Source organism: Chitinophaga japonensis (assembly GCF_007830125.1).
Classification (GTDB): Bacteria; Bacteroidota; Bacteroidia; order Chitinophagales; family Chitinophagaceae; genus Chitinophaga; species Chitinophaga japonensis.
On sequence record NZ_VLLG01000002.1, the window covers coordinates 745550 to 763589 of the forward strand.

General features: G+C 54.3%; 18 protein-coding genes. 6 read left to right on the forward strand and 12 right to left on the reverse strand.

What is annotated here, in order from left to right:
- From LX66_RS02865 to LX66_RS02890, 6 genes are all read right to left on the reverse strand, one after another.
- Complete coding sequence (locus LX66_RS02865; RefSeq protein WP_145710377.1) at positions 1 to 1047, reverse strand: M48 family metallopeptidase; 1047 nt, start codon at positions 1045 to 1047, stop codon at positions 1 to 3.
- 21 nt (positions 1048 to 1068) lie between these two features.
- Positions 1069 to 1608: a GNAT family N-acetyltransferase gene (locus tag LX66_RS02870; RefSeq protein ID WP_145710378.1), complete on the reverse strand. Its 540-nt coding sequence runs from the start codon at positions 1606 to 1608 to the stop codon at positions 1069 to 1071.
- Positions 1609 to 1633: 25 nt separating this feature from the next.
- Entirely contained in the window at positions 1634 to 2497 is an 864-nt protein-coding gene (locus tag LX66_RS02875) for a DUF4349 domain-containing protein (RefSeq protein ID WP_145710379.1), read from the reverse strand.
- Positions 2498 to 2578: 81 nt separating this feature from the next.
- Entirely contained in the window at positions 2579 to 3850 is a 1272-nt protein-coding gene (gene serS / locus LX66_RS02880) for a serine--tRNA ligase (RefSeq protein ID WP_145710380.1), read from the reverse strand.
- 23 nt (positions 3851 to 3873) lie between these two features.
- The gene (locus tag LX66_RS02885) at positions 3874 to 5538 is read right to left on the reverse strand and encodes an NAD+ synthase (protein WP_145710381.1); all 1665 of its coding nucleotides are present in this window, start codon (positions 5536 to 5538) and stop codon (positions 3874 to 3876) included.
- Between the two features lie 116 nt (positions 5539 to 5654).
- Positions 5655 to 6338 carry a porin family protein gene (locus LX66_RS02890; protein WP_145710382.1) on the reverse strand — a complete coding sequence of 228 codons (684 nt, stop codon included), beginning with the start codon at positions 6336 to 6338 and terminating at the stop codon, positions 5655 to 5657.
- Between the two features lie 58 nt (positions 6339 to 6396).
- On the opposite strand from LX66_RS02890, the gene gldB reads away from it, so the two are divergent.
- Positions 6397 to 7437: a gliding motility lipoprotein GldB gene (gene gldB, locus LX66_RS02895; RefSeq protein ID WP_456151094.1), complete on the forward strand. Its 1041-nt coding sequence runs from the start codon at positions 6397 to 6399 to the stop codon at positions 7435 to 7437.
- Here gldB and apaG read toward each other — a convergent pair.
- The 5 genes from apaG to LX66_RS02920 form a co-directional block, all read right to left on the reverse strand.
- Positions 7434 to 7820 (reverse strand): Co2+/Mg2+ efflux protein ApaG, encoded by a 387-nt coding sequence (gene apaG, locus LX66_RS02900; RefSeq protein WP_145710384.1) that lies wholly within the window; start codon positions 7818 to 7820, stop codon positions 7434 to 7436. The genes gldB and apaG overlap by 4 nt on opposite strands.
- Positions 7821 to 7919: 99 nt before the next feature.
- A complete protein-coding gene (locus LX66_RS02905; RefSeq protein ID WP_145710385.1) occupies positions 7920 to 8249 on the reverse strand; it encodes a DUF4157 domain-containing protein in 330 nt (109 codons plus the stop codon).
- Positions 8237 to 9178 carry a DUF5777 family beta-barrel protein gene (locus LX66_RS02910; RefSeq protein ID WP_145710386.1) on the reverse strand — a complete coding sequence of 314 codons (942 nt, stop codon included), beginning with the start codon at positions 9176 to 9178 and terminating at the stop codon, positions 8237 to 8239. The genes LX66_RS02905 and LX66_RS02910 overlap by 13 nt, the downstream gene beginning before the upstream one ends.
- A gap of 45 nt (positions 9179 to 9223) precedes the next feature.
- Positions 9224 to 9775: a YceI family protein gene (locus tag LX66_RS02915; RefSeq protein ID WP_145710387.1), complete on the reverse strand. Its 552-nt coding sequence runs from the start codon at positions 9773 to 9775 to the stop codon at positions 9224 to 9226.
- Positions 9776 to 9830: 55 nt separating this feature from the next.
- On the reverse strand, positions 9831 to 10193 hold the full coding sequence (locus LX66_RS02920) for a hypothetical protein (protein WP_145710388.1): 363 nt from the start codon (positions 10191 to 10193) through the stop codon (positions 9831 to 9833).
- A 170-nt stretch (positions 10194 to 10363) separates the two neighbouring features.
- Between LX66_RS02920 and LX66_RS02925 the strand changes: the two genes are divergently transcribed.
- Positions 10364 to 11647, forward strand: coding sequence for a UDP-N-acetylmuramoyl-tripeptide--D-alanyl-D-alanine ligase (locus LX66_RS02925; protein WP_145710389.1), 1284 nt, complete (start codon positions 10364 to 10366; stop codon positions 11645 to 11647).
- 437 nt (positions 11648 to 12084) lie between these two features.
- Here the strand turns inward: LX66_RS02925 and mce are convergent, their stop codons facing one another.
- A complete protein-coding gene (gene mce, locus LX66_RS02930; protein WP_145710390.1) occupies positions 12085 to 12486 on the reverse strand; it encodes a methylmalonyl-CoA epimerase in 402 nt (133 codons plus the stop codon).
- 162 nt (positions 12487 to 12648) lie between these two features.
- Between mce and LX66_RS02935 the strand changes: the two genes are divergently transcribed.
- The 4 genes from LX66_RS02935 to LX66_RS02950 all read left to right on the forward strand — a co-directional run bounded on the left by LX66_RS02935 (position 12649) and on the right by LX66_RS02950 (position 18040).
- Positions 12649 to 13866, forward strand: a complete 1218-nt coding sequence (locus LX66_RS02935) for an IscS subfamily cysteine desulfurase (protein ID WP_317130557.1) — start codon at positions 12649 to 12651, stop codon at positions 13864 to 13866.
- Positions 13867 to 13971: 105 nt separating this feature from the next.
- The gene (gene iscU, locus LX66_RS02940; RefSeq protein ID WP_145710391.1) at positions 13972 to 14391 is read left to right on the forward strand and encodes a Fe-S cluster assembly scaffold IscU; all 420 of its coding nucleotides are present in this window, start codon (positions 13972 to 13974) and stop codon (positions 14389 to 14391) included.
- Positions 14392 to 14536: 145 nt separating this feature from the next.
- Positions 14537 to 16972: a gliding motility-associated ABC transporter substrate-binding protein GldG gene (gldG, locus tag LX66_RS02945; RefSeq protein ID WP_145710392.1), complete on the forward strand. Its 2436-nt coding sequence runs from the start codon at positions 14537 to 14539 to the stop codon at positions 16970 to 16972.
- 114 nt (positions 16973 to 17086) lie between these two features.
- On the forward strand, positions 17087 to 18040 hold the full coding sequence (locus LX66_RS02950; protein ID WP_145710393.1) for a TerC/Alx family metal homeostasis membrane protein: 954 nt from the start codon (positions 17087 to 17089) through the stop codon (positions 18038 to 18040).

Genomic DNA, 18040 nt, shown 5'->3' on the forward strand with positions numbered 1-18040 from the left:
TTATTTCTTTAAGGATATAAAGATACGCAACAAACTGCTATCGGTGGTAATGGTTTCCGCCCTGGTATGACGGCGGATGTAACGGATGCGATTGTCCAGGTCCGGATGGCTGCTCAGCCATTCCGACGGCTGCAGGCCGTTCTGTTTTTTGAGGGTGTTGAACAGCCACTCAAACCCCTGCGGGTTCAGGTGCCTTTCCTGCAGCAACTGCAGCCCGTACAGGTCCGCTTCCTTCTCCAGGCGGCGGGAGTATTGCAGGCTTTTCAGGCTGTTGGCGTTTTCTACCACTACGGCGCCGGCGCCGCTCAGGTCGCCAAACAACAGGGAGATGAACATATAGGTGCCCATGCTGCGGAAAATGGTCTTGGTGGTATGCCTCCGCTCCACGTGCGCATATTCATGCAGCAACAGCGCGGCCAGCTCCTCGTAATGCCGCATTTCATGCAGCAGTTGGTCATATACGATAATATGCCCGCCCGGCAGCGCAAAGGCATTGGACTGCTTCTCCTGCACCACGGTGATGTGCACCGGGTAGCGGGTGCTGACCTGCATTTGCCGGAAGAAATCATTGGCCAGCCGCGTGGCCGCGGTATCTGCCTGGTACTGCCGCATCAGCGCATCATAGCTGCTCTGGCCCAGCTTTTCCTCGTAGCTGACAGGTACATTGTTGGCAATACGGGTTGCCAGGAAGGGAATGAACCAGAAATACGCCAGCGCCACCAGGGAGATTACGCTGAGGACAACGGCGGCTATGATCAGCCTTCCCCGCCTGGCAAAAAAACCGGGGCGCCTGCTGCGCTGCAGGAAAAAAGCCGCCGCATCGGCAAAGGTGAGCGACTGCACGGTAATGGTCTGCGCCGGGTAGCCGGGATAGTGCAGGGTATGGCGGTCGCCGGGTTTTACCTGCTCCCAGAACCAGTGCACCTGCCGGTCCGCGCCGTTTTCATCTTTGATGGTAATGGTGATCTGTTTGGCTGCCAGGGTAATTTCGGCAGCTACGGTGGTATCGGTCAGGCTGTTATAATATTTCCCGCTGTAGGTGTGCATGTTGTATTAGCTAAATGCTGGTTACTTCACCCGCTTGTACATATGTACCAGGTCTACATAGGTGCCGTCCGGCTGCCGGATGCCGGCGGGCTGGCGGCCGCATTCTATAAAATCGAAGTTACGGTATAGTTGAATGGCTTTCTCATTATTGGCCAGCACATTAAAATAAATGATCTCCATAACCGGGTGCTCTGCGGCCCAGCGCAGCATAGCGGTCATCAGTCGCCGGCCGATGCCCATGTTCCAGAAAGCATGCCGCACGGCAATGCCCATCTCTCCCATATGCTGCTGTTTCCGGAAGGCGCTTTGCCGCACGCTCACCGATCCTGCAATATCGCCTTCCACCTCTGCCAGCAGCAGCAAATGCCGGCTGTTGTCGGCAAAGGACTGTATAAAGCCCCGTTCCGACTGCACATCCAGCGACTGCGCTTCCATCATGGTGTACATCAGGAAATCCGTTTCCTGCACCATCCGGCGGAAGTTCTGCAGCAATGCCGGCGCATCCTCCAGCGTGGCCGGCCGTATCAATAGTTCCTGGCCGTTGGGTAAAAAGTGTCGCATATGCGTAAAATACCAAAAACTATTGTTAGTGCATCGCCAGGAAACGCCGCTTTTTATAGATCACCCAGCCAATGGCCGCCAGCAGCACAAAAGGCCATAACTGCAGTATAAAAAGCACTGTTTCCCTCAGCATATCGGCGCCGTTGCCAACAGCCGTCAATACAGCCGTTCCAAACCCGGCGCGCGTAATACGGTCGGGATTCACTACCACCTGTATATCGGCCCTTTGCGCCTGGAACAGTTGCACGGTAAAGGTGGCATAGTTCACATCGTCCAGGATAGCCAGGTTGGCGATCTTGCGGTCTATCGCTTTGGCTTTCTGCGCATCCTGGTAGGCGGCTACATCCAGCGGGGTATGTTGCTTACCCGGCGTAATACCGGCGCTGCCGCTGGCTTTATTCTTTAAAGCGTTAGACAGGTAGGCCAGCGTTCTGTCCTCTTCTTTCATACTGCGGTGGTCAACAAAAGATGCCATCGCGGTCAGCATACCCACTACGGAATCCAGCCCCGCTGCCGGTACGCGCAGCGTAAGGAAAGCAGTGGGCGTATATAGCTGCACCCGTTTCAGCGAATCCCGGGTATAGGGCAGGTCCTGCACCGGGCCAAAGGAATTTTGCAGGCTGCTTTCCACCACGATGCCGCTCATGCCGTTCACCGCCTGCTCCAGTTGTAAAGTGGCGGTGAATACATCGGGCACGCGGCAACGCACATTGGCGCTGCGCACCCTTTTCCTGGACGGGGAGTTAAGGGCGGCCATATCATTGGAAAAAGTGGTGGAATCTGCGGCCGCATCATAGACGGCGGCTTCCCGGGCTGCATGGTGCTCCCCTGCCTGGCAGGCGGCAAGGGTCAATACAGGTACTAACAGGTAATAGAGAAAAGGGCGCATAACAGGATGTTTTTCCTTTTATACGCCCTTACGTAAAACGTAACCTTGTCAAAAAGTTAAAATAATTTAAAGACAGGCGCATCAGCCTATCTTACCGGAACCGAAGTAGGCCTGCAGCACCGGGGGAATATGGATACCGTCTGCCGCCTGGTTGTTTTCCAGTATGCAGGCCAGTATGCGGGGCAGCGCCAGGGAGCTGCCATTCAGCGTATGCACCAGTTGCGGTTTGCCCCCGCCGTCCTTGAACCGGATCTTCATCCGGTTGGCCTGGTAGGCCTCAAAATTGGATACGGAGCTTACTTCCAGCCATTTCTGCTGGGCGGCGCTGTACACTTCAAAATCGTAGGTAAGCGCGGAGGTAAAACCCATATCGCCGCCGCATAAACGCAGGATGCGGTACGGCAGTTGCAGGGACTGCACCAGGGCTTCCACATGCGCCACCATGTCCTCCAGCGCATCGTAGGACTTTTCCGGGTGTACCAGTTGCACTACTTCCACTTTATCAAACTGGTGCACGCGGTTCAGGCCCCGCACATCCTTGCCGTAGGAGCCGGCCTCCCGGCGGAAGCAGGGGGTGTAAGCCGTCATTTTGATGGGCAGGTCCGTGTCTTTCAGTATCTCGTCGCGGTAAATATTGGTCACCGGCACTTCCGCAGTGGGTATCAGGTACAGCTTGTCCTCACCCACAAAATACATCTGTCCTTCCTTGTCGGGCAACTGACCGGTACCGTAGGCGGTATCTGCATTTACCAGGTAAGGCGGCTGATACTCCGTATAGCCGTTATTGATATTGTAGTCCAGGAAATACTGTATCAGCGCGCGCTGCAGGCGGGCGCCCCTGTTCTTGTACACGGGGAACCCGCTGCCGGTTATTTTATTGCCCAGCTCAAAGTCGATCAGGTCGTATTTTTTTGCCAGGTCCCAATGCGGCAGGGCGTTGGCCGGCAGGGCGGGTGTGCTGCCGCCCTGGCGCACTTCCACGTTCTCCTCCGGCGTCCGGCCGGCAGGCACTGCGGCGGCCGGCAGGTTGGGCAGCTTGATCAGGGTATCATGCAGCAGTTGTTCCGTAGCATTCAGTTCATCATTGATCGGCTGCTGCTGCTGCTTGAGTGCTGCCACGGCGGCCTTGCGCTGTTCCGCTTCCTCCCGCTGGCCCTGCTTCATCAGCTTGCCGATCTCCTCGGATGCGGACTTTATTTTAGCCTGCGTGTCATCGTAGGCCATGGTTAGTTGTTTACGCTTGTCATCCAGCGCCAGCACCTCATCTACCAAGCTCAATTCCTTAAACTGCTTGTGGGCCAGCCGCTCCAATACGAATTCCTTATTTTGACGAATGAACGGAACCTGTAACATTTTTTAAATTTTGGCAAAGATAATTAACTCAGGTATTTTCCCACGATCGGCACTCTCCGGCCTACGCCGAAAGCTTTGGAAGATACGCGGATGATGGGGCAGAACTGGTTGCGCTTGTACTCATTGGTGTTCACCAGCTTCAGCGTACGCGCTACCAGTGCCGCGTCAAAGCCCCGGGCAATGATCTCACGCGGGCCCTGCCGCCGCTCTATGTACTGGTACAGTATGCTGTCCAGTATGGAGTAATCCGGCAGGCTGTCGCTGTCCTTCTGGTTGGGCCGCAGCTCCGCAGAGGGCGCCTTGTCAATGATATTGTAAGGGATCACCTCCCCGTTGCGGTTAATGTAGCGGGCCAGCGCATACACCTGCATCTTGTACACATCGCCCAGTACGGACAGACCGCCGGCCATGTCGCCGTACAGCGTGCCATAGCCGGTGCTTAACTCACTCTTGTTGGAAGTGTTCAGCAGGATATACCCAAACTTGTTTGCCAGGGCCATCAGCAGGTTGCCCCGTATGCGCGACTGCGTATTTTCCTCCGCCACATTGAAGGGCAGCCCCTTGAAATAAGGCTCCAGCGTATGCAGGAAACCTTCATAGATCTCATTGATGCGGATCACGTCATGCGGGTTGCCCAGGTTGGCGGACAGGGCCAGCGCATCGTCCACGGAATGTTCGGTAGAGTAGGGCGAAGGCATCAGGATGGCGCGCACGTTCTCCTTTCCCAGCGCATCGCAGGCAATGGCCAGCGTAACGGCACTGTCTATCCCGCCGGAAGAGCCGAGGATCGCTTTTGTAAAGCCCATCTTGCCGAAGTAATCCCGTATGCCCAGTACCAGCGCCTGGTAAATACGGTCTATGTTATACTCCGGCACCAGCTCCTTAACAGGCGTGTGCTGTATATGTGGTGCCGGCGCAGCCGACTGCTGCAGGGCGTCCAGGTCCACCAGGTGCGTGGCTTCCCCGAAATAAGGCAGCTCCTTTACGATATTGCCCTGCGCATCAAACACCAGCGATCCGCCGTCAAACACGATCTCCGTCTGTGAGCCCACCGTACAACTGTAAAGCATGGGCAACCCGTATTTCATAACATTGGCGCGGATGATCTCCTTGCGGTCCTGGTCATGATCATAATCAAAGGGGCTGGCGGAGATGTTGATCATCACATCGGGCTGCTGCAATACCAGGTGGTCCATCGGGCAAATGCGGTACAGCGGGTTATCGCCCAGGTTCCAGATATCCTCGCAGATGGTAACGGCCAGCTTTTTGCCTTTGAAGGGGATCACATTCCACTCAAAGGCCGGCTCAAAATAACGGTACTCGTCAAACACATCATAGGTGGGCAGCAGGGTCTTGTGCACCACCTGCTTCACCTCCCCTTCGTGCAGGAACCAGGCCGCATTGAACAGGTCTTTCCCTTCCCGCTGCGGGTTGCGGCAGGGCGCTCCCACTATTACGCCTATACGGTCGGAATGCTTTTTTATGGTATCAATGGCGGCGTAGCACTTGGCAATAAAGTCCTCGAACTCCAGGAAATCGCGGGGCGGGTAACCGCATACGCATAGCTCCGAGAACACCACCAGGTCCGCGCCCTGTGCAATGGCGGCCTGTATGCCGCTGATGATCTTTTCCGTGTTCAGCTCAAAATTGCCGATGTGATAGTTCTGCTGCGCCAATAAAATTTTCATATAAGAAATGTAAAATATAACGGGAAAAAGGAGAAGGGAGAAGGGAAAAAGCAGCGAAAGAAGGAGCAGATTCACTCTCCTTTTCTTTTTCCCTTCTCCTTTTTCCCTTTCAATATTTAAAAATAGATGCCCAGTCTCAATGCAAAATTATTCATGTTCACTTTCCCGTCGTCCCACTTTGCATTGCGGGTCAGGTCCACCAACCCGTTCTGGAAGCTGAGGCCTACCAGGGCGGTCAGCTCCCCGCCCAGGGGATATTCAATACCGGCTCCCAACAGCATGCCGGCGTTTATTTTGTTCAGGTCCCGCAGCACGTTTTCCTTTTCATACACCTGGTCCAGGGTGGTCACATCCGCCCTGCCCCGGATGGGAACGCCCAGGTAGGTGCCGAACTGCCCCCAGAAAGCCAGGTCCCGGTAGCCGGTAGTGGCGGTCCTGAGCTTCAGGGTAAGCGGTATTTCGATGTGCTGCACCTTCATCTTATATTCCGCAGGAGCCGCCCGGAACTGTTCCAGCCCTTTGCCGGCGTCATACTTCAGCGTGCTGCCGCCCATGCTGATGTGCAGGCCGGTGGCAAACGCATAGTTGCCTCTTTCATTCAGCAAAAAGTCTACCATCAGCCCGTAGTTCAGGCCCGGCCGGGCGCTGTTCCGGTCTGCGCCTGCTTCCTGTGGCTTCAGTACCGATATCATGGGGTCCAGCCGGAAGCCCAGCCGTACCCGCTCCAGTGAAAACCGCTGCTGTGCCCTGCCTGACGTGCCGATAGCCAATAATGCCAGTATCCATACAGCCTTTCGCATAATTTTATCTTTTTTTTAATACAAGGTAGTGATATTTTTACCCCTCATTCAAAAAACCATGCAAAGGTACATCAATAAAATTTCGTGTTTGGGACGGCCGCTGTTGCTACTGCTGGTGGTATGCGCGGCCTGCACCTCCCGTAAGAAAGCGCCGGATGTAAGCCATATACCGGTAACCGTTAGTATCGCACGGTTTGACCAGGACCTGATCGCGGTGGATACCAACCAGGTAGCAGCGGGGCTGGACAGCCTGCATGCCCGCTACCCGGTGTTCCTGCCGGCCTACCTGCAGCATATTATGGCATTCGGGGCCTATAATGAAAGTACCGACCGCATCCCGGAGCAAACCCGGCTGATGCTGGTAAACAATGACTTCCGCACCCTGCAGGCGGCCGTACAGCAAAAATTCGCGGACCTGGGCTGGCTGGAACAGGACCTGGCGCAGGGCTTCCGCTACATGAAATATTATTTCCCCGCTTTTAAAGTGCCGCGCGTGGTCACTTTTATCTCCGCCATTGGCAACTACGGGGCCGTTACCATCGATACCCTGCTGGGCATAGGACTGGATATGTATATGGGCGGCGATTTCCCCGTTTACGCCAGCCTGCCGGACTACCCGGCCTATATGGTGCGTCGTTTCTCCCGGGAATACATTACCACCAACTGCATGCAGGCGCTGGCGCAGCAAAAGTATCCCATGCCCGGTGCAGGCGCCAAACTGGTAGAGCTGATGGTGGCCGCGGGCCGGGAGCAATACCTGCTGGAACAGGTGCTGCCCGATACGCCGGACACTATCAGAACAGGCTATACGAAAGCCCAACTGGAATGGTGCGAGGATAATGAAATGATGATCTGGCAATACTTTATACAGAACGAGCTGCTGTATAAAACGGACTGGCAGGAAACCATGCACTTTATTGGCGACGGGCCTTCCACGCAGGGCATGCCGCCCGGGGCGCCGGGGCGCATCGGCTATTTCGTGGGGCTGCAGATCGTCCGGAAGTACATGGAAAGACACCCGGAGGTGACCCTGCAGCAATTAATGGACGATAAGGATCTGGTGAAAATATTCAGTGAGTCAAAGTACCGGCCGCGTTAATTTAACTTAAACGGCACTACCATCTGGAACTCCGGTATCTTTACATCAAACAGCTTCTTGTTGAGCTGGTTCTCCATCTGGTAGGTACCATACATCTTACCGATCTCCGTACGGAGGTTGGAACCGGATACGTACTGGTAGCTTTCGCCGGGGGCCAGCAGCGGCTGTACGCCCACCACGCCTTCCCCCTCCACTTCACGGTGGGTACCGTTGGAGTCTATGATATACCAGTGCCGGCGCAGGAGCTTGATGGGAAAGGTATTGTTGTTCTCGATCGTAATACGGTAAGCAAACATGTACTCGCTTCCAACCGGGTTGGAATAATCAGGCTGGTAGAATGTTTCCACGCTGATGGTGATACCTTCTGTAACCTTTTTTACCATAAGTACAGTTTTTACCTTTAACGTAAAAATAATGAAAATAAATCCAGCGGGGATATAATTTATGTGTTATTCCGACACACTTTAACCAGCCTTTAACAACTACCCCGCTATTTCTACGCCCTCCAGTATCCCCGGATCGTCTTCGGCCCGCCGGGCGGCCACTTCAAAGCGGTTCTGCCAGTAGCCGCGGCGCCAGTGCTCCAGCAGGTACAGCCATACAAAGCGGATGATGCCATACTGCCGGTACTGTTTGATATGGCAAACTTCATGCCTTACCCAGCGCTCGCTGGCCAGGAACGCCTGCCGCCCCACCCCGTGCAGGTGAATGGTGCGGCCCCAGACAATAGCGGCCCGGGGAGCGCCCAGTTGCCGGGCAGCCCGCCGGGCCAGCCATGAATCCTCTTTTATAAAGCAGGTTATTTTTTCCAATCCTTTTTACTGAAAAGCGAAAATCTCCGTGAAATGTTGAAACCCCAACGGAACTGCCCCTGCAGCCAGGAGGCCCTGGTTTCGGGGATGAACTGGTTTTCCAGTATAGCCGTGGAGTTTGTAAAGTTAACACTAAACACGTGGCCGCCCGTTTCTATTTCCAGCCCGGCTCCCAGTGGATTGAAGAACTCAATGCCCTGCGCCTTGTAATAATCCTTGCTGCTTTGGCTGCGGAAAGGGTAGTAATACTCCGCGATAAAGGCCAGGCGCTTGGACAGGCGGATGCGGCCGCTGCCGCCCAGGGCAAACATATTGTTCATATCCATATAGCCCACCCGGTTGCGGTGCACGTAGGTGGGAGACAGGGTCAGCGACAGCCGGTCGCCGAACTTGCGGGCAATAATGGCCTGCGCCACGTAGGTCATACGGTCCGTAAACTCCTCGAAATGGCTGGCAGACGTTTCATCAATGCTGGAGGTCATGGTGCTCAACGTTACGTTGCCGAATACGGACAGGGATACAGGCATTTGATCGTCAGTGGTCTGTTTCAGCACCCGGTACTTGGCCAGCCCTTCAAATACCTGGCTCAGGTCGCCGGAGCCTTTGGCGCGGCTGATGCCCACCATCAGGTCGTCCGTGATGCCGTACTCAAAGGCGATCCGGATATCCGTGGAATTGTCCAGGCCGAAAGCGGTCTTGCCGCCGCCAAAAGACCCGCCAATATCGCCAAAGCGGTGCGCCACCCTGAAATCCAGCTCATGCTTTTTCAGGGTTTCGTTGGAATGCCCCATAATGATACGGGTGGACTTAAAGGTGCCGATCACCGGCTGGTGGCCGGCGGTAGAGTCCTCGAACATCTTGCTCAGGTCCTGCGCCTGGCCGGCCAGGTACAGGCCGCAGCTAATCAGTAACAGACAGATTGTCTTCATGGTTGTTGGTTTGTTTATACAGCAGTTCATCCAAATGTTGTTTAGTTATTTTTGAGTGGCCAGGCTGTAGGTGGCCTGCACCGTCACGTCTACTACCTCAGCTATATTCTTGATCACCAGCCTGGGTATTTTTATCTTGTGATCTACCAGGCGCACCTTGAATTTGGAGCTGGAAGTCAGTTGCCCGTTCTGAATGGTAATGGTGCCTTTTTCCCGGTAGGCTTTGTCTACGCCGTGCAAGGTCAGGGTACCCTCAACCGTCACGTCATAGGTGCCATCGCCGCTAAGGGCGGCCGGGTTGGCCAGCTTGCCTTTGAACTCGGCATAGGGATACTTTTCCGTTTCCAGGTAGTTCTCGTTGAAATGCTCCTGCATCAGCTTCTTTTTGAACTGGAAGGTGTTTACCGGCACCTTGAAATACACGGCGCCCGTTTTCAGGTTAATGGCGGAAACACCTTTGTCGGTTTTAGCTTCAATGTCTTCCAGCGGCGCAGATGAAAAGAAGGACAGGTGCACATTACGGCAGGAGTAGATGTCCTGCGCATAGGCATGCGCCGTTAGCAGCGCCGCCGCCATAAGAAAGAAAAATCGCTTCATCTGTTTAGAGTTTGTCTTTTTCAGTGTTTTGTTCTGTACCATGTTTAAAGGCCGTTTACTCCGGCATTCCCTTGGATATCCAGCAACTGATGGAGTCCCGCAGGCTCTGCCGTAATGCGCCGGAAGGCGGCATGTCTGCCTGTGCGCTCAATACCCGCAGCCTGAAAGTGGTTTCATTGCTGCTCACAAAACTTTCAAATTTGTCCTGCGTGGAAAAATCCGCGCCCCTGGGCGCCGTGCTGCCGCTGTGACAGAACGTGCAGTTAGACTGTATCACGCCGTATACAAAGGCGGCGGAGATCTGCAGGGTGTCACAGTTGTTCACTACCGGGCCGGTATCCGGCGCCGCTGCTTCCTTGTTCGTACAACTATAGATGGCAATAGCCAACAGGCTTGTCAATAAAAGATATGTCCTCATGTGTCAGAAAATGGATTTAGATGAATGAATGTTTATTTGATTTTAAATTGTTAACTATAGTAATTTCGGTTCCGTTATCTATACGCAGGTATTTTCCAAAGCGTTGCCTCGGCCGGGAGATATAACGCGATCCGGCCATTTAAATTATAATTAAAATATATTTGTAAGTTATGAATATTGACCAGCTCTACGAACGATATAAACAACATCCTGCTGTTCAAACGGATACGCGCAAACTGCAACCCGGCGATATTTTCTTTGCCCTCAAAGGGCCCAATTTTAACGGCAACGCCTATGCGGAAGCGGCGCTGGACATGGGGGCGTCCCTGGCCGTGGTAGATGACCCGGCCCATTATACCCGCCCGGAAAAAATGATGCTGACAGACGATGTGCTGCATACCCTGCAGGAGCTGGCGCTCTGGCACCGCATGCAACTGAATATTCCCATACTGGCCATTACCGGCAGCAACGGCAAAACCACCACCAAGGAGCTGATCAGCGCCGTACTGGCTACCACCTATAAGACCGTGGCTACCAAAGGCAACCTCAACAACCACATTGGCGTGCCCCTTACCCTGTTGAGCATCCCCATGGACGCACAGATAGCCGTGGTTGAAATGGGGGCCAACCACCAGCACGAAATTGAAAGCTACTGCCGGGTGGCCCGGCCCACGCACGGCATTATCACCAACATAGGCAAGGCCCACCTGGAAGGCTTTGGCGGGGAGGAAGGCGTAAAAAAAGCCAAGGGCGAGCTGTATGATTTTTTACGGGAGCACGACGGGACTGTTTTTGCGTGCAGCAACTACCCCTACCTGCTGGACATGGCCAAAGGCATGCTGGAAATAGTGACCTACGGGGAAAAGGACGCGGACTTTACCGGCCACCCCCTGGCGGAAACAGCGTTCCTGGGCGTAGCGGTAGAGGAGGAGGAAGGTATCGGCACCCTGCACACCCACCTCACGGGTACCTATAATTTCCCCAATGTAATGGCGGCAGTGGCAGTGGGGCTGTACTTTGGCGTGCCCGGGCCGGCGGTGAAAAAAGCTATTGAGGACTATGTACCTTCCAACAACCGCTCCCAGGTGGTGCGACAGGGCTCCAATACCATTATTATGGATGCCTATAATGCCAACCCCTCCAGCATGCAGGCGGCAGTGGAGAACTTCATTGCCCTGCGGGCGCCTAAAAAAGTGCTGCTGCTGGGCGCCATGATGGAGCTGGGGCAGGACAGCATAAAGGAGCACCAGGCCCTCGTGGACCTGCTGCAGCGCTACCACTGGCACGCAGTAGTGCTGGTAGGCGGCGATTTCAGCAAGGCACAGCATCCCTACCTGTACCTGGACAATGCCACGGAGGCAGCCAAATGGTTACAGCAACAACAGTTTGAGGATACCGCCATCCTGGTAAAAGGCTCCCGGAGCGTGGGAATGGAAAAAGTGGTAGGCCCATAAAAAAAAGACCTGCAAGCTAAAAAACCCGCAGGTGTTCATAACCTATGCCAACTTTAGAGTTCGTTTTGTGAAAAAGCACCTTCTATTGTACTTTTCCAATATCTGTAAACACTCTCGAAATTCGGTAGTTATAAATAAATTAAATGCCCTTACTCATTACTAATACAACACGCTGCCTGGCATTTTGTTCAGCAATCCCGGTTTTCCCGTTGCGCTGATATATTTATTTACGTGACGGGTTCATGTTTGGATTTACTAAAATGGAAAATTTTTTATCACAAACAAATAACTGGTAATCAGCAAGGTATTCTATTCAATCCCATGCCATTCCCTTGCAACTCCCTTGCAATTGCTTTGCGACTACTGTGACATGCCTGTTCATCCCCCTTTAATGGGATAGGCGTGCCCTGCTGCCGGAATATAGCGTATTTACTTGCTTAGCGCCTTTCCTGGCACAGCTCCACCAGCACCCCGCTGGTATCCTTCGGGTGCAGGAAGCAGATCAGCTTATTGTCCGCCCCGGGTTTGGGCTTGTCCTGTAGCAGGGTAAAACCGGCCGCGGCCAATCGTTGCATTTCCGCCTCGATATTGTCCACCTCAAAGGCAATATGATGCATACCCGCCCCTTTTTTTTCAAGAAAGCGCGCAATAGGACTGCCAGGGCCGGTAGCCTCCAGCAATTCTATCTTGGTATCTCCCTGCCGGAAAAAGGCCGTCAGCACCTGCTCGCTTTCCACCGTTTCCGTTTTGTAACAGGGAGCGTTCAGCAACTTTTCATATAAGGGCACCGCGTCTGCCAGGGATGCCACCGCTATCCCGATATGCTCTACTTTTAACATGCTGTCATTTTTTTCAGGCCCGGAAGTTCTCAAAAAATCCGCAAACCCATAGAGCCGTTCTATACCCTATCAGTTATATAGATAAGCCGCAACTGCCGGTTAAAAAGTTTCCATTGTAAATTTGCGTTGATTCTTTTACATTTATAAAAGCGCTACAGAGATATGTTGAAATTGCCTGTTTACCTGGATAACAATGCTACTACACCCTGCGATCCCAGGGTGGTGGAGGCCATGCTGCCCTACTTCACGGAAGTATTCGGCAACGCGGCCAGCCGCACCCACCCCTTTGGATGGGCAGCAGAGGAAGCCGTAGACTATGCCCGTGAGCAGGTGGCTAAACTGGTGGGAGCGGATACCAAGGAGATCATCTTTACATCAGGGGCCACCGAAGCCGATAACCTGGCCCTCAAAGGCGTGTTTGAAGCCTATGCCTCCAAGGGCAATCATATCATTACCACGGAAATTGAACATAAAGCCGTACTGGACACCTGCAGGCATCTTGAAAAGCAGGGCGCTGCCATTAGCTACCTGAAAGTGAACCATGAAGGGCTGATAGACCTGAAAGCGCTGGAAGCGGCCATCACACCGCAAACCATCCTGGTGGCTATTATGTATGCCAACAATGAGACCGGCGTGATCAATCCTATCCGCGACATCAGCAACATCACCCGCAGGCATGGGGTGCTGTTAATGACGGATGCCGCGCAGGCCGTGGGTAAAATACCTGTGGACGTGAACAGGGATGGTATAGACCTGATGGCCTTCAGCGCGCATAAGATGTACGGCCCTAAGGGCGTAGGCGCGCTGTACGTACGCCGCAAATCGCCCCGGGTAAAATTGATCGCCCAGGCAGATGGCGGCGGCCATGAAAGGGGCATGCGCTCCGGCACCCTGAATGTGCCGGGCATTGTAGGTTTCGGCAAGGCCTGCGAGCTGGCCATGCAGGAAATGGAGGAAGAAGGCAAGCGCCTGGCCCTCCTGCGCGACAAGCTGGAAAAAGCCCTGCTGCAACTGGAAGAGACCTACCTGAATGGCTCCCGGGAGCACCGCCTCCCCCATATGACCAACATTTCCTTTAAATACGTGGAAGGCGAAGGCCTGATCATGGGCTTCAACAAGAACCTGGCCCTTTCTTCCGGCTCTGCCTGCACCAGCGCATCGCTGGAGCCCAGCTACGTGCTCAAGGCCCTGGGCCTGGGCGACGATCTGGCACATTCTTCGCTTCGTTTCGGGTTGGGACGGTTTACCGACGAAGAGCAGATCGATTATACCATACAGGCTGTGACCGCTACGGTGAACAAATTGCGGGAAATGAGCCCGCTCTGGGAAATGTACAAGGACGGGGTGGACCTGGATACCATTGCATGGGCGCACCATTGAAAAAAACAGCAGTTAGCTGCTGAAATATAAACCAACCTGTTGGCCGTTCCTGTTTAGCGGCTAACCCCGCTAAAAGCCAACCGCCAACAGCTAAAAGCTGGAACGATGTCTTACTCGGAAAAAGTGTTGGATCACTACAACAATCCCAAGAACGTAGGTACGCTGGACAAAAGCAAAAGCACCGTGGGCACCGGCCTGGTGGGCGCTCCTGCATGCGGCGATGTAATGCGCCTGCAGATTGAAGTGGACCCTGCCACGCAGCTCATCACCGACGCCCGGTTCAAAACCTTTGGCTGCGGCTCCGCCATCGCCTCGTCCTCCCTGGCCACGGAATGGCTGAAGGGCAAGACCGTGGAGGAAGCGGTGCAGATAGACAACATGGATATCGTGGAAGAGCTGAGCCTGCCCCCGGTGAAGATCCACTGCTCCGTACTGGCGGAAGACGCCATCCGGGCTGCGGTGAACGACTACCGGAAGAAGAACGGGCTGCCGGAACTGACGTTCGAGGAAAGCGCGGCCAACTAACGCTGCCCAAACCGGCAACCGGCCATACAGGTTACTGCAACCTGCGGGGCCTTGTCTTCAAATAACAGAACCGTTTGCGGATTACCGCCGCAAACGGTTTTTTTGTTTCCCCCGTTCTAATATATTTGTACTTTTAATAATTCTTATGCTAGCTATATTCAGAAAGGAAATACACCAGTTCTTCAGCAGTATCACCGGTTATGTGGCCATTATCCTTTTTTTGCTGGCAAACGGATTGTTACTGTTCGTATTCCCGGATACCAACCTGCTGGACTTTGGCTATGCCAACCTGGACCCGCTCTTTGAGCTGGCCCCCATTATCTACCTCCTGCTGATCCCGGCTATCACCATGCGCAGCTTTGCGGACGAGTTCCGCTCCGGCACCATAGAGCTGCTCAGCACCAAACCGCTTTCCTGGCGGCAGATCGTACTGGGCAAGTACTGGGCCGGCGTGCTCATTGTGCTCATTTCCCTGCTGCCTACACTGGTATACTATATTGCTATTTACCAGCTCAGCGCGCCGCCCGTGCGGCTGGACAACGGCGGCATTGCCGGCTCCTACCTGGGCCTGCTGCTGCTCGGCGCCGTATTTACCGCCATCGGCATCTGGGCCTCTTCCCTTACCGCCAATGCGGTAGTGGCCTTCCTTGTGGCGGTGTTTACCTGCTTCCTGTTCTACAACGGCTTTGACGCGCTCAGCAAAATACCTGCCTTTTCCGGCGGGGCGGACTATTACCTGCAAATGGCAGGCATTAAGTTCCACTATGCCTCCATCAGCCGCGGCGTGATCGACAGCCGGGATGTGATCTACTTTGCCAGCGTGATCGCCCTCATGCTGTACCTCTGCCGGATATCCCTGCAGCGGCGCGTATGGGCAGGCGCCGGCAACAGTAAAAAGTACCTGCAGCGGGCGCTGGCAGTAGCCGCCGTGCTGGCTGGCGTGAATGTGCTGGCAGCGTATGTGCATGGCCGGGCCGACCTTACAGCGGAGAAAAGATACACCCTGGCCCCGTCTACCAAACAACTGCTGCGCAACCTGGACAGCACCGTTACCATAGAAGTGTTCCTCAAAGGAGACTATCCCGCCGCTTTCCGGCAACTGGCGCAGGCCACACAGGAACTGCTGGAAGAGTTCCGGGAATACGGCGGCAAAAATATCCGCTTCACCTTTCAAAGCCCGGGCCAGGGCATGACAGACTCCGCCCGCATGGCTTTCCAGCAGCAGTTGGTGGAAAGGGGCATCATGCCCTTTAACCTGCAGGTGCAGCAGGAAGCCACGGAAGGCTATTCCGAAAAGCTCATTTTCCCCGGCGCCCTGCTCCATTACAAGGACAAGACCATCGGCGTAAACCTGCTCAAAAGCCAGGGCGGGCAGGACCCGCAGGAGGCCATGGGCAGTTCCGAAGCCCTGCTGGAGTACCAGTTCATCAACGGCATTTACAAGCTGCAGCAAACCCGGCGGCCCCTGGTGGGCTACATGCTGGGCAACGGCGAATCCCTGGGCGCGGAGGTGTACGACGCGCTCACCACCGTGCAAAGCAACTACGCCCTGGACACCTTTACCCTGCAGGGCGGCAGCCATATTCCCCGGGACTTTGACCTGCTGCTGTTTGCACGCCCTACCCTGCCCTTTACGGACCAGGACAAGCTGAAGATAGACCAGTACGTGATGCAGGGCGGCAGAATCATCTGGTTCCTGGATGTGCTGAATGCCAGCATGGACAGCCTGCAGCAAAAGAATTCCTTTATTGCATTTGACCGCGGCCTCAACCTGGAGGACCTGCTGTTCCGTTATGGCGTGCGCGTGAATCCCGACCTGGTAGAGGACCTTCGCTCCGATATAGTGCCGCTGGTAGTGGGCAATGTAGGCAGCAAGCCGCAGATACAGCCGGTGCCTTTCCCCTACTTCCCGCTGCTGTCGCCTACCGGCAGCCATCCCATTGTAAAGAATATGGACCTGGTGATGAGCCGCTTCACCAGCTCTATGGACACGATCAAAGGAGGCGATATCACCAAGACCATCCTGCTCACCACCTCCCGTAACAGCCGCAGCACCCGGGTGCCGGCGGAAATAAGCTGGGAGAGCGTGCGCACCAAGCCCAACCCGCGGGATTTCCGCCAGTCCTACCTGGCCGCTGCCGTATTGCTGGAAGGGCGCTTCCCTTCCCTGTTCCGCAACCGGCTGGACCGCGCGCAGCAGCAGGCCATTGCCGCCGCCAGCGGCCAGCCCTTCCGTGGCATGGCCGACACGGTCAATAAAATGATCGTGGTGAGCGACGGCGACATCATCGCCAATGCCGTTTCCCCAAGGAACGGTCCGCTGCAGATGGGCATCAACGCCTTCAACCCTGATTACGTTTTCGCCAACAAGGAGTTTTTCCTGAACTGCCTGGAATACCTTACCAATACTTCCGGCATCATGGAAACGCGCAACAAGGAAGTGACCCTGCGCCTGCTGGACCCGGAAAAAGTAAAACAAGCCCGGACCAAATGGCAGATCATTTGTTTCGTAGTACCGGTTGGGCTCGTCCTGCTTTTTGCCATGGTATTCCTGTTCATCCGGCAGCGCAGGTACGAGTAAAGCGGCTGTAGTGGCCGGTTTGCAGTCACAGACGCGGTTGCTGAACATAAACAGTCCGCTATAAACTGGCAACTATCCATTATCTTTGCTGTTCACTAAACAACTACCGGCTGCATGACACCCACACAGTGGACGTACCTGATTTTTGGCATTGTAATCGTTCTGGCCCTGATCTTCGATCTTGGTTTACTCAGCAAAAAGTCTACTACTATCTCCATTAAAAAGGCACTTGTACAAACCTGTTTCTGGGTAGGCCTATCCTTTGCATTCTGCGGGTTTGTATGGTTTGAGGACGGCTCGGAAATGGCGGTCAGCTACATGAGCGCCTACCTCATGGAATGGTCGCTGTCCATCGACAACATTTTTGTATTCATACTCATATTCAGCTTTTTCAAGATTAAGGAAACCAGCTATGCCCGCGTGCTGCTGATCGGGATCCTGATGGCCATCGTTTTCCGCGCCATCTTTATTACCGTTGGCGCCGCCCTTATTGCCCGGTTCTACTGGATACTATACCTCTTCGGCGCATTCCTGGTGTATACCGGGGTGAAGATGTTCGTGGTAGACCAGCATGAGGAGTTTAAGCCGGAAGAGAATTTTGCCTACCGGTTCATGAGCAAGTACATGCGCATTACGCATGACGACCCGCGTGGCAGGTTCACCGTTAAAAAGCACAACAAGATCTACTTTACCAGTCTCAGCATCGTAGTGGTAATGCTGGCTGTAACGGACATCATATTTGCACTGGATTCCATACCGGCCGTATTTGCCATTTCACAGGTACCGCTGGTGGTGTATACCTCCAATATCTTTGCCGTGCTGGGCCTGCGTTCCCTCTTCTTCCTGCTGAGAGGGGCGGTGGATAAGTTCGATTACCTGCAGCAGGGCATTGCCATTGTGCTGGTGTTCATCGGGCTTAAGATGCTGGCGGAGATCATTCACGTGCATATGCCGGTATGGGTGTCGCTCATCGTGATCGTACTATGCCTGGGCGGTTCTATCCTTTACTCCATCTATCACAAGAAGAAAGGATTACCGCGGCAACTCGAAGTAGAAAAAGTGAAATAA

Coding starts and splice junctions, on each gene's coding strand:
- LX66_RS02865 (WP_145710377.1), bottom strand. CDS start 1,047: ATGCACACCTACAGCGGGAAATATTATAACAGCCTGACCGATACCACC.
- LX66_RS02925 (WP_145710389.1), top strand. CDS start 10,364: ATGAATATTGACCAGCTCTACGAACGATATAAACAACATCCTGCTGTT.
- LX66_RS02920 (WP_145710388.1), bottom strand. CDS start 10,193: ATGAGGACATATCTTTTATTGACAAGCCTGTTGGCTATTGCCATCTAT.
- LX66_RS02950 (WP_145710393.1), top strand. CDS start 17,087: ATGACACCCACACAGTGGACGTACCTGATTTTTGGCATTGTAATCGTT.
- LX66_RS02935 (WP_317130557.1), top strand. CDS start 12,649: ATGTTGAAATTGCCTGTTTACCTGGATAACAATGCTACTACACCCTGC.
- gldG (WP_145710392.1), top strand. CDS start 14,537: ATGCTAGCTATATTCAGAAAGGAAATACACCAGTTCTTCAGCAGTATC.
- LX66_RS02910 (WP_145710386.1), bottom strand. CDS start 9,178: ATGAAGACAATCTGTCTGTTACTGATTAGCTGCGGCCTGTACCTGGCC.
- LX66_RS02885 (WP_145710381.1), bottom strand. CDS start 5,538: ATGAAAATTTTATTGGCGCAGCAGAACTATCACATCGGCAATTTTGAG.
- gldB (WP_456151094.1), top strand. CDS start 6,397: ATGCAAAGGTACATCAATAAAATTTCGTGTTTGGGACGGCCGCTGTTG.
- LX66_RS02870 (WP_145710378.1), bottom strand. CDS start 1,608: ATGCGACACTTTTTACCCAACGGCCAGGAACTATTGATACGGCCGGCC.
- mce (WP_145710390.1), bottom strand. CDS start 12,486: ATGTTAAAAGTAGAGCATATCGGGATAGCGGTGGCATCCCTGGCAGAC.
- LX66_RS02890 (WP_145710382.1), bottom strand. CDS start 6,338: ATGCGAAAGGCTGTATGGATACTGGCATTATTGGCTATCGGCACGTCA.
- LX66_RS02915 (WP_145710387.1), bottom strand. CDS start 9,775: ATGAAGCGATTTTTCTTTCTTATGGCGGCGGCGCTGCTAACGGCGCAT.
- serS (WP_145710380.1), bottom strand. CDS start 3,850: ATGTTACAGGTTCCGTTCATTCGTCAAAATAAGGAATTCGTATTGGAG.
- apaG (WP_145710384.1), bottom strand. CDS start 7,820: ATGGTAAAAAAGGTTACAGAAGGTATCACCATCAGCGTGGAAACATTC.
- iscU (WP_145710391.1), top strand. CDS start 13,972: ATGTCTTACTCGGAAAAAGTGTTGGATCACTACAACAATCCCAAGAAC.
- LX66_RS02875 (WP_145710379.1), bottom strand. CDS start 2,497: ATGCGCCCTTTTCTCTATTACCTGTTAGTACCTGTATTGACCCTTGCC.